This is a genomic window from Haloarcula amylolytica JCM 13557, assembly GCF_000336615.1.
Lineage (GTDB): Archaea > Halobacteriota > Halobacteria > Halobacteriales > Haloarculaceae > Haloarcula > Haloarcula amylolytica.
Genome location: NZ_AOLW01000010.1, coordinates 1 through 13,656 on the forward strand (window position 1 = coordinate 1; position 13,656 = coordinate 13,656).

A 13,656-nucleotide genomic window follows, 5' to 3' on the forward strand; every position below is an offset into this window, starting at 1 on the left:
GGTACAGGCCGAACTGGTGCCGAACCCCTGGAAGTGACCGGCACCGATTCCGCTCAGCCCGACAGCGCTTGCTGGAGGGTTTGTCCCAGAAACCCGATAGCTGGAATGACGAACACTGTCGCGTGGACCCAGGCGTCGTAGGTGATGTCGCCGGGCTTGGTCAGGAGAAACAGGCCGTAGAGGACGACCAGCACGACGACCCCTAATTTCAAACCCGGCACGGCCCCACCGGGACGTATGGACGACACTGACTGGATCGGCGAGACGTTCACCAGCACGGCCGGCTGGGATCACCTGGAGACGCTGGTCGACATCGGGAACCGGATGGCGGGCAGCGACGGCGAACGGGCGGCGGCAGAAGCGACCCGGGACGCGCTGGCGGCGTACGCCCGCGACGCTCGGCTCTCGGAGTTCGGAATTCAGGGCTGGGAACGGGGCGACAGCGCCGTCCGCGCCGACGGGTCGCCGGTCGCGGCGCAGGCCCACGAGTGTATCGCTCTGCCGCGGTCGCCGGCCGGCGAGGCGACCGGTGAACTGGTCGACGTTGGACACGGCCTTCCGGAGGAGTTCGAAGACGCCGACTGCGAGGGCAAAGTAGTGCTGGCCCGCTCCGACGTGCCCGACTGGTACGACCGGTACATCCACCGCCGGGAAAAGTACTATCACGCCGTCGAGGCCGGCGCAACCGGATTTATTTACCGCAACCACGTCGAGGGCGTGCTGCCGCCGACCGGAAGCGTCGGGACAGCAGACGCACCCATCGGCGAGATTCCGGCTATCGGCGTCGCCAGCGAGACGGGCGCGCGACTGGCGCGTCGCTACGCGGGCGACGACGTCACCGTCAGCGTCGACTGCGAGACGCCCGACGCGACGAGCCAGAACGTCCACGCCGAACTGGGACCGGACACCGACGAGCGACTGCTGGTGACCAGCCACGTCGACGCCCACGACATCGCGGAGGGGGCGATGGACAACGGGGCCGGGACGGCGATGGTCGTCGAGGCCGCCCGCGCGCTGGCCGGCCGCGAGGACGAACTGGAGACGCGCGTGGAGTTCGTCGCCTTCGGTGCCGAGGAGGTCGGCCTCGTGGGGTCGAACCGCCTGGCCGACGAGACCGCCCTCGACGACGTAACGGCCGTGCTCAACTTCGACGGCGTCGTTCAGGGCCGCACGCTGAAGTGTTACACCCACGGCTTCGACGCGCTGGCGGCCGCCGCCGATGACGTGGCCGACCGCTTCGACCACCCCATCTCGCTCACGCCGGAGCAAGGCCCTCACAGCGACCACTGGCCGTTCGTGCGGCGGGGCGTCCCCGGCTATCATGTAACCAGCGAAACCGGCGGCGAGGGGCGTGGCTGGGGCCACACCCACGCCGATACGCTGGACAAACTGGAACCCCGGACGTTCCGCGAGCAGGCCGTCCTCTTGACCGAACTCGCCGTGACACTTGCAGACGACTCAGTGCGATCTGCTCACAAAGACCCCACGGAAATAGCCGATGCGCTCGAAGCCCAGAACCTCGCCGAAGGGATGCGGATCACAGGTGACTGGCCCTTCGACGACTGACACGACGCCAGTCCCTTCACTGCCACGTTCGACTCCCGCGACCTGTACGAAAGAACTACCAGATTTCTAGTATTTTCGCCCCCTCCAGTGTTCCGGTTCTCTGGTCGCTGACGATTGGATATAATGATTTACTCAGTATAGAAGTAACATATTCCGTAGGTTATTTACCATATGGGTACCTGGAAATCGATGGCAGGTTGATTGGTCTACGTACTGTAGCCCGTATGTGAACGCCGTCACCGGCGTTCGCTGCCAAGCTCCCATGCTTATCGGTCTCGCGGAGTCCGAGGCCGAGTCGACGTGAGTAAACCATACCTGCCGTCGTCAGTCAACACCAACACCAATACCTGACACAACGGCCGTCCATGTGCCAAGACGGCCGTCGTGTCCACTTTCGGACTATTCCTCTGAGGAACACCAGTCAGTAGCGAGCGCGATGCAAGGCGACACCCAGCGGCGGAGCCGGTCTATGACTCGTAGGCCTGTTCTACGTCAGCCTTCGCCGACGGAATGACCTGCTGTTCAGCCCGTCGCATCGACCGCAACGCCTCGTCAGTGAACTCGACGTCGAGCGTGGGGAGGGCTCGTGCCAGACCGCCCAGCACCTCGCCGGGGTCGATGGTGAGTTCGAAGGCGAAGGCGTTCTGATTCTCCCGCAGTGGGACGGAGAACTCGAAGTGCGTCCGGACGATATCCGTCGCCGTCTCCTTTTCGTAGGACTCGGTGACGGCGGTCCAGAAGTCGTCGCTGTCGGCGGCGACAAGCGGCGCGAGGTCGTCACCGAACGACTGTTGGCGGGCCAGCAGGCTCTCTCGAATCCGGTCCCGGCGGTCGCCACGGACGGTGTTGCGGAGCGCGTTCCAGTAGATATCACGGGCCAGCACTTCGTCAGCATAGGTATCGAACGCCGCGTCAGTGGCGGCGTAATCAAGCACCGGCTCCAGTTGGGCGAGTATCTGTTGCTGGTAGGACTGTAGTTTCGGCCGGACGACGTGGCGCTCCAGCGGGCGGCTGTTGTTCAGCAGTTTGCCCGCAACGCGGCTTCCGCTCCCGTTTGACCCGCGTAGCACGGCTGCCACGTCGAAGGCTGCGTACGTCTCGTCGACGAACTGCGAGAGGTAACGTTCGAACTCCCGTTCGACGGCACGTCGTGTCACACCCGACTCTGTGGGCTGCAGCGACCTATCCCTTACGCCGATGTCCGCTGCCGATAGTCGTTCGCGATACGGGCCGCCGCCCATCGCTGTACAACTAACACGAGCGTTATGACTGTGCATAACTAACAGCGGATGTGCCCAGAGACCTGCCCAGCGACGTCCACGCGGTGCTGACACAACTCGCTGAAGAGGGCGAAACAGCCATTATCGCGGCGGAGTACCATACGGCCCGACAGACAGTTGCGACGGCTGAGACGGTCAGCCGGAACAAACTGCCGGAGTGTGATCTGCGGTCGCGGTTGTTGCACGGCTGCGAGCAAGTGCGTACCGCGCTAGATTCCGACCATCCCGACGCTGCCGCCGAGTATCTACGAGCGATGAACCGACGACTTGCGGCCGTCGACGACGACTGCTGATACCGGTCATCGAACTACTGTTGGCTCCGTAGTATCGAGACATTGGCGGGCCAGCTCCCGTGAGAGTTAAGACACCGAATGATAATACCGTGGTATGTCTCAGCGACTATCGAAGGCCGAGGACACGCTCGCCGACGCGGGCGAACGCGAACTCGTCGTCGGTGGTGACCGGCCGATCCGGATCTCTGCGGGGCATCGACTGCGACACCACGACGGGAAATGTTCGCGCCCGCACGGACACAACTACGAAATCACCGTCCGCATCACCGGCGAACTAACCGACGAGGGGTGGGTCGTCGACAAGGGCGAGGTCACGGACGTGGTCGACGAGTGGGACCACCGCTTCCTATTGGAGGCCGGCGACCCACTGGTTGAGGCCTTCGACGCCAGCGGCGACGGCGACGCCGTGGTCGTGCTTGACCACCCGCCGACAGCCGAAGTCATGGCCGCGATACTGGAACAGCGCCTCGCCGACCGCCTCCCGGAGACGGTGTCGGACGTGGCCGTCTCCGTCCGGGAGACCAGCGAACTCTGTACCCGCTGATGCCGGTCGCAAACGACGCGCCCGGGGCCGATATTGAGGGGACCGACGCCGACGCGGAGACGGGCGACCTCCCCATCAACGAACTGTTCCAGTCGCTTCAGGGCGAGGGCCGACTGGCGGGCGTCCCGAGCGTGTTCGTCCGGACCAGCGGCTGTAATCTGCGCTGTTGGTTCTGTGACTCCTATCACACCTCCTGGGAGCCGACCCACGACTGGTTCACCGTCGACGACGTGCTCGCCGCTATCGAGGAGTACGACGCCGACCACGTCGTCCTCACCGGTGGCGAACCGCTCATCCACGATTCGAGTGCGGACTTGCTAGAGCGGCTGGCCGACCGGGGCTACCACACGACGGTCGAGACCAACGGGACCGTCGTCCCCGACGCCCCTATCGACCTCGCCAGCGTCAGCCCGAAACTGGCCTCCAGTACGCCGACGGCCGACCGCGACCCCGACGGCGACGGCGAGTGGGCGGACCGCCACGAGGAGCGCCGGCTCGACGTGCCGACGCTGGCCGAACTCGTCGAAACCTACGACACGCAACTCAAGTTCGTCGTCACGGGCCGCGAGGACATGGCCGAAATCGAGTGCCTCGTCGAGCGACTCCGAGACGCTACGTCTGCCCGCGTGGATGACGACGACGTGTTACTGATGCCGGAGGGCCAGACGCGTGACCAACTCGAAGCGACACGGGAGACGGTCGCGGACCTCGCGCTGGAGTTCGGCTACCGGTACACACCGCGACTCCACGTCGACCTCTGGAACGACGAACCGGGAACGTAACTGCTTGCGACACCACGTACAACGATGACCGACGACACCCGCGCTGTCGTGCTCGCCTCCGGCGGCATGGACAGCGCCACGGCGGCCTACGAAGCACAGACCCGCGGCTACGACCACCTGTACCTGCTGCACACCAGCTACGGGCAGAACACCGAGGGCCGGGAGTACGACTGCGCCAGCGCGCTGGCCGACCACGTCGACGCGGCGGACTTCCTCCACGTCGAGACCGGCCACCTCACGCAAATCGGCGCGTCGTCGCTGACCGACGACTCGATGGACGTGGCGGACGCCGACACCGACAGCGACGAGATACCGACCTCCTATGTCCCGTTCCGGAACGCCAACCTGCTATCGATGGCGGTCTCCTACGCCGAGGCCAACGACTGCGGGGCCGTCTTCATCGGCGCACACAGCGAGGATTTCTCGGGGTATCCGGACTGCCGGCCCGCCTTCTTCGACGCCTTTCAGGGCGTCATCGACGCCGGCACGAAACCCGACACCGACATCGACCTCGTCGCGCCCTTCGTCGAGTGGTCCAAGACCGACATCGCCGAGCGCGGCGTCGAACTCGGCGTTCCCTACGAGGACACCTGGAGTTGCTACCGGGACGACGAACCGGCCTGCGGGACGTGCGACGCCTGCGCCTTCCGGCTGGAAGCCTTCCAGCGTATCGGCGAACGGGACCCCATCGAGTACGCCGAACGACCGACGCACGCGGAGTGAGGCTACAGGCGAAGCTGCCGGGTTGTCGGCTTCATCCACACCCCTGAAGGGGTGGGCTTTCGCCTTGCTCCCGCTGTAAACGGACCGCAGACGGTCGTCTCCCGTTCCCGGCGGGCTAGTCGTCGGCTTCGTCCCGAACCAGCCCTTCGAGGATGTACTCCGCTGAGGCTCGCGTCGTCGCCAGCGGTACGTCGTGGACGTCACAGATACGCAGGAGCGCCGAGATGTCCGGCTCGTGGGGCTGTGCCGTCAGCGGGTCCCGGAGGAAGACGATGCCGTCCATCCGGCCCTCGGCGACCTCAGCGCCGATCTGCGTGTCGCCCCCCATCGGTCCGCTCTCCTTTCGCTCGACTGTGAGGTCGGTCTCGGCCATGATGCGCTTGCTCGTCGTGCCGGTCCCGACGAGGTCGAACTCCGCGAGTGTCGATTCATAGCTCTGAGCCAGGTCGATCATCTCGGGCTTCTCGTCGTCGTGTGCGATGAGTGCCACGCGGGTCATATCTGGGGCTCTCGGGCCATCGTCTTATGTCATTTGGACATAGCACCGACTCAACTGTCGACGGAAATCTCTCCGCCAGCGGTAATCGTCACGTCGTGTCCTTCGACGGCGAACGTCAGCGACTCCGTCGTCCTCTCTGTGACGACCGCACGGAGTGACCCGATGTCGACGTACGTATCCAGCCCGTCAATATCGTCCGCATCTAGATCTGTCGCTTCGATCACCGCATCGGCAATAACATCACCTGCGGGTTCGGGGCTGACCCAGTCGTCGGACCCCTCCGTGGCCCGGTTCCGCAGCATATACACGGTCCCCTCGTTCGAGCTCATACTCCAGTGTACGCTCCCTTCTCTTATAACAGCGGACGAGCTATTTCACTGTCTGAAATAACCGGTGGGCCGATGACGCATCAGACGGCCCGTATCCGCACACTGTCAGCCCAGACAACACAGAACGCAGCTATTCGGCAATATATCTCCCCCAGACCGGCTGCTCACAGAGGGCCGGCGTTCCACCATCTTCGCTTTCCACCAACCGGAAGCCGTCCGTGGGTTACTCGGGCGGTGAGCCGACAAGCGGCCGTTCAGGGGCCGCCAACGTGTTCTGCACCAGCGTTCGCGTCCCGCGACGGAGCCGCTCCGAGGCGGCCTGACTGGAGATCCCGAGCTCCGCGGCGAGGTCCGAGAGGGACGATTCTCGCGGGACGGTGAAGTAGCCACGATTGAGCGCGAGCAACAGCACTTCTTGCTGTGGATCCGTCACGCCGAACTGGGGAGAGGCTTCCGTGTCGTCGGTGATGGTCTGAATGTCGATGTTGATATCACTGGACACGAGCACGTCACGGAACGACAGCACCGAACTCTTCTCGGGGAACCGGGCTCGAAACACCCAGTCGTCGCCGGTCTGTGCGGCACCGAGCAGGAACCCGTCCGCGTTCAACAACGCTTCTCCGATCGTATCGATTATCGTGTCAGTTGTATGCAGGGTGTACCAGTGACCATCTCCTTCTGCCGCTACGTGGGCATAGTCGGTGATACTCTCGTCCTGGGCCAGATTCGCTTCGATGGCGGGCCGCTCGACGGGGCCAATCCAGGCGACGGCACGGCAGTCGCCACTCTCGCAGTGAAGTCGCTGTATCCGTATCGCTGCTTTACTCAGCGTTTCAGCTGTTCGCTGCAAGAGGGGGGCATCGATGTGAAATTCTACTATCATGTCTCACTGTCACGCAGCAACGGTGATAAACCCCGGTCAGACAGTTGTCGTACCTGAAAACGGTGCTTGTGTAATTTCCGGGTACTGAAGGCTGACGGCAGTATGGACCGGGGTATAGTTGCTTCAAGCACCAATCGATAGCACTCAGGAAATCCACTTAAATTCACAGCATGGCCTACCATGTCTCAGGCTATGAGACGTGTTTCGGACCGCGATCACGCATCAGAGATTCTCACCCTGATACGACCCTTCGTACGTCCCCTCGTGAGCGGCGTCGGCGAGAACGAGCTGTGCGATCCGCGCGCCCTGTTCGAGTTGGATCGGGTGGTGGACCTCCAGTAACCCTTCGCCCCGCCCCTCGTAGCCGGCGTCCCAGACAGCCGTATCGAGCATACACGAATTACGGAGCAATGACGACCGCGGGAGGAGAAAGCCGATGTGTCCATCCGGAATGACGACCCGGTCGGCGTACTCGACGATGTAGCCGCCGCGGTCGAGCTGATAGATCCCGTCGCTGGGTTCGAGTTCCTGACGGTCGCCGACGGTCTTGCCGCCGCGTTCGATGCGTCCCGGCTCGCTCTGCTCGTAGATCGCACCGAGCGTGAGGTCGACGCCGTTCGGTTGTACCTGCGATTCTCTCAGGTCGCCGAGGGCATCGGCGACGAACCGCCCGCTTTTGAACATACGCGACTCTGTGCGAGTGTCGTGGAAAGACCTGCCGATCTGGCTGATCGCCCTCCGGTCGGTTGACTCGCTTCTGAGCGACGGACGGAGCGGGTTTTTATATGAAAAATACGACGGAATACGCGGGATTTATACCGCCGCGCCATCCATTGACGCACGTTATGGGACAGACGCTTACGGAAAAAATTCTCGACGACCATCTCGTCGAAGGGGAGCTAACACCCGGAGAAGAGATCGGTATCGAGATCGATCAGGTGCTGACACAGGACACGACCGGGACGCTCGTCTGGCTGCAGTTCGAAGCGCTGGGCCTCGAAGAGGTCCAGACGGAACTGGCCGCCCAGTACTGTGACCACCAGACCTACCAGTTCGACTTCAAGAACACCGACGACCACCGCTTCCTCCGCTCTGCGGCAGGCACGTTCGGGGCCCATTTCTCGCGCCCCGGCAACGGTATCTGCCACAACGTCCACAAGGAGAACTTCGCCGCACCCGGCAAGACGATGCTCGGGTCCGACTCCCATACGCCGACCCCCGGCGGTCTCGGCGAACTCGCCATCGGGTCCGGTGGCCTCGACGTCGCCGTCGCGATGGGTGGCGGCGCGTACTACATCGAGATGCCGGAAGTCGTCAACGTCCGCCTCGAAGGCGAACTGCCCGAATGGGCCACCGCCAAGGACGTCATCTTGGAGCTGCTCCGTCGGCTGTCCGTCAAGGGCGGCGTCGGCAAGGTGCTCGAATACACCGGCCCGGGCGTCGAGACGCTGACCGTCCCCGAGCGGACTACCATCACCAACATGGGGACCGAACTCGGTGCCACCTCCTCGATCTTCCCGACGGACGACCAGACCAAGGACTACCTCGAACGCCTCGGCCGCGAGGACGTCTTCGAGGACATCGGCCCCGACGAGGACGCCGAGTACGCCGACGAGATCGTCGTCGACCTCTCGGACCTCGAACCGCTCATCGCCGAGCCGTCGATGCCCGACAACGTCGTCCCCGTCAGCGAAGTCGAGGGCGTCGACGTCGAGCAGGTCATGATCGGCTCCTGTACGAACGGCGCTTACGAGGACATCCTCCCGGCCGCGAAGATGCTGGAAGGGCGCAACATCGACAAGAAGACCGAGATGATCGTCGCCCCCGGCTCCAAGCAGGCCTCCGAGATGCTGGCCCGCGAGGGCTGGACCGCGGAGATGATGGCCGCTGGCGTCAACTTCTCCGAGGCGACGTGTGGTGCCTGTATCGGCATCGGCCACGTCCCGGCCTCCGACTCCGTTTCCCTGCGGACCTTCAACCGCAACTTCGAGGGTCGCTCCGGTATCGAGGACGACAACGTCTACCTCTGTTCGCCGGAAGTCGCCACCGCGGCGGCCATCAAAGGCGAAATCGTCGACCCGCGGGACCTCGCCGACGAACTCGGCGACCTCGACGCCCCCGGTCTGGAGATGCCCGACCAGTACATCGGCAACTCCGAGTCGGACCTCATCGCGCCCGACCAGGCCGTCGACGACGAACTCATCAAGGGCCCGAACATCGGCGATGTGCCGCTGAAGGACCCGCTGGAGACCGAAGTCGGCGGTGAAGCCCTCCTGAAGATGGAGGACAACATCACGACGGACCACATCATCCCGGCCACGCAGGACATCCTGATGTACCGGTCGAACGTCCCGAAGCTCTCCGAGTTCACGCTCTCGCGCGTCGACGACACGTTCGCGGAGCGCGCACTCGAAGCCGACGGCGGCGTGCTCGTCGCTGGCGAGAACTACGGTCAGGGCTCCTCGCGCGAACACGCGGCCCTGTGCCCGATGTATCTGGGTATCGAGACCGTCCTCGCACAGAGCTTCGCCCGCATCCACAAGGCGAACCTGTTCAACTTCGGTATCGTCCCGCTCACCATCGACGAGGAGACCTACGAGAAGATCGAGGAAGGCGACGACATCGAGGTCGTCGACGACGCTGCCGAAGCCGTCCGCTCCGGCCAGGAAGAGTTCACCATCCGCGTGAACGACGACTGGGAAGCGACCGGCCAGCTCGACGCCTCCGAGCGCGAACGCGAGATCCTCGCCGCCGGTGGCAAGCTCTCGCACACGAAACAGCAGCACGACGAAGGCGGCGCTGCACCTGCAGACGACTAGAGAGACTCCGAACGTAGTGAGGAGTCTCTTGCGGGTCGAACGGCGCGTCGCGCCGTGAGACACGCGAGGTTTCGCAGAAACCTCGTATTGGGAGCGGGACCGCAGGTCCCGCGAGCAGAGCGATTCCGAGCGTCGCGCGGTCGCCTTGCGACCGCGGTTTTTTTGTGAGCAGTGAAGCCGGAATAGCGAAGACGCTCGGTTTGTGCGAACGGCGCTTCGCGCCGTGAGACAGTGGGTTGCCCCTCGACCGTGATTTTTCCGGCAGTGAAACCAGGCTTAGTACCACGGCTGTCTCAGGTCAACGGCGATATACGAAGTCTGCCTCGCGACAGTGCCAGACCCATCGTGCCCTTCTGTGACTGCTGTCGCTTCCCCGGCGTGTGCAGTCGGTTCTGACAGAACCTACATCTAGTACAACTCGGCAGCGATGGAAAAGTTCGGAAAGAGGGGTGGGGGTGGGGGTGGTGGCACCCAAAACGGGTGCAACTACACGTAGACTCGTCAGACTAAAGAACCTTCCGGCGTTCTAACTCTGTCTCGGCCCTATCGATGCATGAACTATCAGCACCTATCGACAAACAGTCAGATACCAGGGTATCTTCGGTCGGCGGTAACACATATGTAGGGCCACACCGAAGTACACATGTGACAACGGTCGCTCCTGACGGGCCGGAGACGCCGGATACGCCAGCGGTTCGGCGCGCCGTCCGCGCGGATCTCATCGAGATCCACCGCATCGAACAGGCGTCGTTTCCACAGCCGTGGCCGTTTTCGGCGCTGGAGAGCTACCTCGACGAAGCGGGATTTCTCGTCGCCGAGACCGGCAACGACGACGGCGACCCGCCTGCTGTCGCGGGCTACGTCATCGCGGATACAGTGCCGAACCACGGGACCCCGCTGGGCCACATCAAGGATCTCGCCGTTCGGCCGGCGTACCGTCGGCAGGGGGTTGCGAGCGCGCTGTTGCGGCGCGCGATGGAGGTCATCGGCGAGACGGGTGCCGGGTCGATAAAACTGGAAGTCCGAGCCGACAACGAGGGAGCGCGACGGCTCTACCGGCGCTTCGGGTTCGAACACCGGAAGACTATCCCGAATTACTACAGCAACGGCGAGGACGCGCTCGTGATGGTCCGGCTGCTGTAAGTGTGGTCTCTGGCCGTAGCAGCTACATCCCCGGGCCGCGCATCTCTCCGAGATCCCGACCGCATATACGGCTCCGTGTCCTCGGTTCGTACACCGATGGGATACGCCTGTCCAGTGTGTGACGACCCGCAAGCCGACGACGTGCATCTGGCGAACCACCTCGCGTTCACGGCGATGACCGGCGGCGACGACCACGAGGCGTGGCTCGACGAGCGCGTCCCCGACTGGGGCCAACTCGGCGAGGACGAACTGTCCACCGAGGTCGTCGAGTACGCCGAAGAGACGGAGTTCCCGCAGGTGTTCGAGGACACCGTCGACCGTAGCGGCGACGGGCACAGTCACGACCACGAGCACGGCACAGGCCACGACCACGACGACCTCCCGCGGGGCGCGGACCAACACCGGGGGTCAAACGCGCTCAGCGACCACGACAGCGAGGTGCTGGCCGAGGCCCGGGACCTGACGCGGGAGATGTTGCGCGACAGCGACGACGAAACCGACGCGGACGCCGCTGACAGCGACGCGTCGGCGTTCGACGCTGACGACGACGCCGGCGAGTCCGGAGACGAAACCGAATAGTCCCGCCGGCGGCAAGGGGACGTATGGACACTGAGGGGCAGTTCGCGCCGGCATCGGCAGCCGAGGCCCGCGAGCGCTACGACGCGTTCGGGCCGACGGCGCAGGTCGTCGTCAAGGAAGTCGCGAAGGCGATGGGTCTCGACGCGGAGACCTACGAGGAGCGGGTCACCAGCGAGGTGGTCGAAACCGCCCGCGACGTGTTGTTCGCGGAATCGCTCGCGGTCCAGGTCGGGTCGATGGCGGAGTTCGAGGAGTGGCGCGAAGACACCGACTGCGAGGTGACACTGGTCGGCGCGGAGAACGTCGACAACGTCGTCTGGCACGCCGCGCCCTTCGCAGAGCAAGCCGTCGCGGCGACGTTTCAGGACGAACGCCGGGCCGCCGTCGGGACGCTCCGTCGCCAGGCCTTCGGTCGCATCTACCGCGAGGTCGTCTGATGCGCCCGGTCACACGGAACACCCTGCTCGGCATCATCGCCGTCGTCATCCTGTTGCTGGCGCTGGGTGCGCTGCCGGGCCTCCTCAAGAGCGGGGACCCCTACTACACTGTCGCCACGCCCACCGACGGCGAGTATAGCGTCGACAACGGCACGGCGATCAACTGGAGCACCCAGTCCGAGCGACGCTTCCCGTACACGAGCGCGGCGCTGGCTGACGCATCCCCGTCGGCGACCGGGCAGTCAGAGCCGTACTGGCGCGGACCGCTGGGATTCAAGGGCGCGTTCACCCACTCGCCCTTCGACGAACGCGACGCGCTCCGCCAGCAGTACGACGGGGCCGTGACCGACGACGGCGTCGTCGTCAGGCACAACGGCACGTTTTACCACGTCGCGGTCCGACAGGACGTATGACCCGCGAACCGGCCCACGAGTGGCCAATCGTCGAGAGCGAACGCGAGTACGAGACCGGCTGGTACACCGGCGGCTACGACCGGGTTCGCCAGCCCGACGGCTCCGAGAAGGACTACTACTGGGCTGAACTGCCCGATGCAGCGGTCGTGGTCGCCACGACCGGCGACGAACTCGTCATGGTCGACCAGTACCGCCCGACCATCCGCGAGCAGTGTCTCGAACTCCCGGCCGGAATCGTCGAGGACGACGAGTCCTACACGGCCGCCGGCGCGCGCGAACTCCGCGAGGAGACCGGCTTCGAGGCCGCCGGCGTTTCACTTATCGAGGAGTTCTCGTGTTCGACCGGCGTGCTCCGCCATCGCCGAGGCATCGTCTTCGCCGAGGGGCTCGAACCCGTCGACCGGGAACTCGACGACAACGAGTTCCTCTCGGTGACGACGGTACCCATCGACGAGGCGCTGCAGGTCGCCCGGCGCGAACCGGCCAACGACGCAACCATCGAAGGTATCCTGCTGGCACAGGCTGACGGTTTGCTGTAGCCGGTGAAGGTTTAGGTATCGCCCGCTAGCGGCTGGATATGGACGGCGAAATCGACGCCGACGAGCTGCGGTCAAAACTCGAAGACGGGACGGTCCGAGTGGTCGATATCCGGTCCCCGGGTGCGTTCGAACGAGGTCACATCCCGGAGAGCGAGAATATCCCGTTCCCGTCGCTCGTCGATGAGGTCGAACGGTTCGAAGGCGACGACGAGGTCGTGACAGTGTGTCCGAAAGGAAAGTCAAGCGTGCAGGCCGCCCGGCTCATCGCGTCGTACGAAGGCTTTGATGGCGACGTGGTAAGCTTCGAACCCGGGCTGAACGGCTGGGACGGACCGCTGGAGCGCGAGAACGCTGGCGGAGAGACGATGTCGGACAGTGCGACTGCCGACGGAGACACCGACGAAGGCCCTGCTGCACCGTTTTAGCCGCTGTTTGGAGTCGAAATGGTGGCTCAGGAAAAGTCCATCGTCACAAGGGGCTCAGCGGGGGTAACATTTCGTCATCGCCACCGTTGTTCCGTAGCAGGCCGGGGCTGAAAAGCAGTCCGTTCCTGGTGTGGTATCGATTGCGTGATTTATTTCTCGTTGCATAGCCTTGGATACTGTCCGAGCTAACGAAACAGGCCCCGACTGGCGTCGGCGTGGGGACCGACGTGTTCCCTCGGACAAGACTGAACTGATACCATCGATATCGGCTTGGACTGCAATAGTCGTGATTTAGCACCACACAATCCAAATTTTCAGGTGGATATTGTCATACGCTCTCTCAAGCACAATTGCAATTCTAATAATACACAGAAATTTTTAATCAAATGGGGTTCAAGCATG

18 protein-coding genes are annotated in these 13,656 nt (G+C 63.9%); 12 read left to right on the top strand and 6 right to left on the bottom strand.

The annotated features are described in order from the left end of the window. Positions 1-53: 53 nt before the first annotated feature. Positions 54-212 (bottom strand): hypothetical protein, encoded by a 159-nt coding sequence (locus C442_RS22025; RefSeq protein ID WP_167320670.1) that lies wholly within the window; start codon positions 210-212, stop codon positions 54-56. 25 nt (positions 213-237) lie between these two features. Between C442_RS22025 and C442_RS03530 the strand changes: the two genes are divergently transcribed. Then, positions 238-1,566 carry a M28 family peptidase gene (locus C442_RS03530; protein ID WP_008307872.1) on the top strand — a complete coding sequence of 443 codons (1,329 nt, stop codon included), beginning with the start codon at positions 238-240 and terminating at the stop codon, positions 1,564-1,566. 467 nt (positions 1,567-2,033) lie between these two features. Here the strand turns inward: C442_RS03530 and C442_RS03535 are convergent, their stop codons facing one another. Then, positions 2,034-2,723 carry a hypothetical protein gene (locus C442_RS03535; RefSeq protein WP_008307873.1) on the bottom strand — a complete coding sequence of 230 codons (690 nt, stop codon included), beginning with the start codon at positions 2,721-2,723 and terminating at the stop codon, positions 2,034-2,036. 134 nt (positions 2,724-2,857) lie between these two features. Between C442_RS03535 and C442_RS03540 the strand changes: the two genes are divergently transcribed. The 4 genes from C442_RS03540 (at position 2,858) to queC (ending at position 5,188) form a co-directional block, all read left to right on the top strand. Continuing rightward, positions 2,858-3,139, top strand: coding sequence for a hypothetical protein (locus tag C442_RS03540; RefSeq protein ID WP_008307874.1), 282 nt, complete (start codon positions 2,858-2,860; stop codon positions 3,137-3,139). A 94-nt stretch (positions 3,140-3,233) separates the two neighbouring features. Next, a complete protein-coding gene (locus tag C442_RS03545; RefSeq protein WP_008307876.1) occupies positions 3,234-3,683 on the top strand; it encodes a 6-pyruvoyl trahydropterin synthase family protein in 450 nt (149 codons plus the stop codon). Further along, entirely contained in the window at positions 3,683-4,465 is a 783-nt protein-coding gene (locus C442_RS03550) for a 7-carboxy-7-deazaguanine synthase QueE (RefSeq protein ID WP_008307878.1), read from the top strand. Before C442_RS03545 ends, C442_RS03550 begins: the two co-directional genes overlap by 1 nt. Before the next feature lie 24 nt (positions 4,466-4,489). After that, complete coding sequence (gene queC / locus C442_RS03555; protein ID WP_008307880.1) at positions 4,490-5,188, top strand: 7-cyano-7-deazaguanine synthase QueC; 699 nt, start codon at positions 4,490-4,492, stop codon at positions 5,186-5,188. A gap of 115 nt (positions 5,189-5,303) precedes the next feature. Here queC and C442_RS03560 read toward each other — a convergent pair whose 3' ends face one another. The 4 genes from C442_RS03560 to C442_RS03575 all read right to left on the bottom strand — a co-directional run bounded on the left by C442_RS03560 (position 5,304) and on the right by C442_RS03575 (position 7,583). Continuing rightward, positions 5,304-5,687, bottom strand: a complete 384-nt coding sequence (locus C442_RS03560) for a methylglyoxal synthase (protein ID WP_008307882.1) — start codon at positions 5,685-5,687, stop codon at positions 5,304-5,306. Between the two features lie 50 nt (positions 5,688-5,737). Then, positions 5,738-6,016, bottom strand: a complete 279-nt coding sequence (locus C442_RS03565) for a HalOD1 output domain-containing protein (protein ID WP_008307884.1) — start codon at positions 6,014-6,016, stop codon at positions 5,738-5,740. Positions 6,017-6,239: 223 nt separating this feature from the next. Then, positions 6,240-6,899 carry a helix-turn-helix domain-containing protein gene (locus C442_RS03570; RefSeq protein ID WP_005537411.1) on the bottom strand — a complete coding sequence of 220 codons (660 nt, stop codon included), beginning with the start codon at positions 6,897-6,899 and terminating at the stop codon, positions 6,240-6,242. A gap of 222 nt (positions 6,900-7,121) precedes the next feature. Continuing rightward, entirely contained in the window at positions 7,122-7,583 is a 462-nt protein-coding gene (locus C442_RS03575) for a deoxyuridine 5'-triphosphate nucleotidohydrolase (protein ID WP_008307887.1), read from the bottom strand. Between the two features lie 161 nt (positions 7,584-7,744). On the opposite strand from C442_RS03575, the gene C442_RS03580 reads away from it, so the two are divergent. From C442_RS03580 to C442_RS03610, 7 genes are all read left to right on the top strand, one after another. Next, positions 7,745-9,718, top strand: a complete 1,974-nt coding sequence (locus tag C442_RS03580) for an aconitate hydratase (RefSeq protein ID WP_008307889.1) — start codon at positions 7,745-7,747, stop codon at positions 9,716-9,718. Between the two features lie 645 nt (positions 9,719-10,363). Then, the gene (gene rimI / locus C442_RS03585; RefSeq protein WP_008307891.1) at positions 10,364-10,861 is read left to right on the top strand and encodes a ribosomal protein S18-alanine N-acetyltransferase; all 498 of its coding nucleotides are present in this window, start codon (positions 10,364-10,366) and stop codon (positions 10,859-10,861) included. A 96-nt stretch (positions 10,862-10,957) separates the two neighbouring features. Beyond that, the gene (locus C442_RS03590) at positions 10,958-11,440 is read left to right on the top strand and encodes a DUF5810 domain-containing protein (protein WP_008307893.1); all 483 of its coding nucleotides are present in this window, start codon (positions 10,958-10,960) and stop codon (positions 11,438-11,440) included. A 23-nt stretch (positions 11,441-11,463) separates the two neighbouring features. Then, positions 11,464-11,877: a DUF5809 family protein gene (locus tag C442_RS03595; RefSeq protein WP_008307895.1), complete on the top strand. Its 414-nt coding sequence runs from the start codon at positions 11,464-11,466 to the stop codon at positions 11,875-11,877. Next, on the top strand, positions 11,877-12,290 hold the full coding sequence (locus tag C442_RS03600) for a hypothetical protein (RefSeq protein WP_008307897.1): 414 nt from the start codon (positions 11,877-11,879) through the stop codon (positions 12,288-12,290). Before C442_RS03595 ends, C442_RS03600 begins: the two co-directional genes overlap by 1 nt. Then, positions 12,287-12,829, top strand: coding sequence for an NUDIX hydrolase (locus tag C442_RS03605; protein WP_008307898.1), 543 nt, complete (start codon positions 12,287-12,289; stop codon positions 12,827-12,829). The genes C442_RS03600 and C442_RS03605 overlap by 4 nt, the downstream gene beginning before the upstream one ends. Before the next feature lie 38 nt (positions 12,830-12,867). Continuing rightward, positions 12,868-13,254: a rhodanese-like domain-containing protein gene (locus C442_RS03610; RefSeq protein ID WP_008307899.1), complete on the top strand. Its 387-nt coding sequence runs from the start codon at positions 12,868-12,870 to the stop codon at positions 13,252-13,254. Positions 13,255-13,656: the final 402 nt, after the last annotated feature.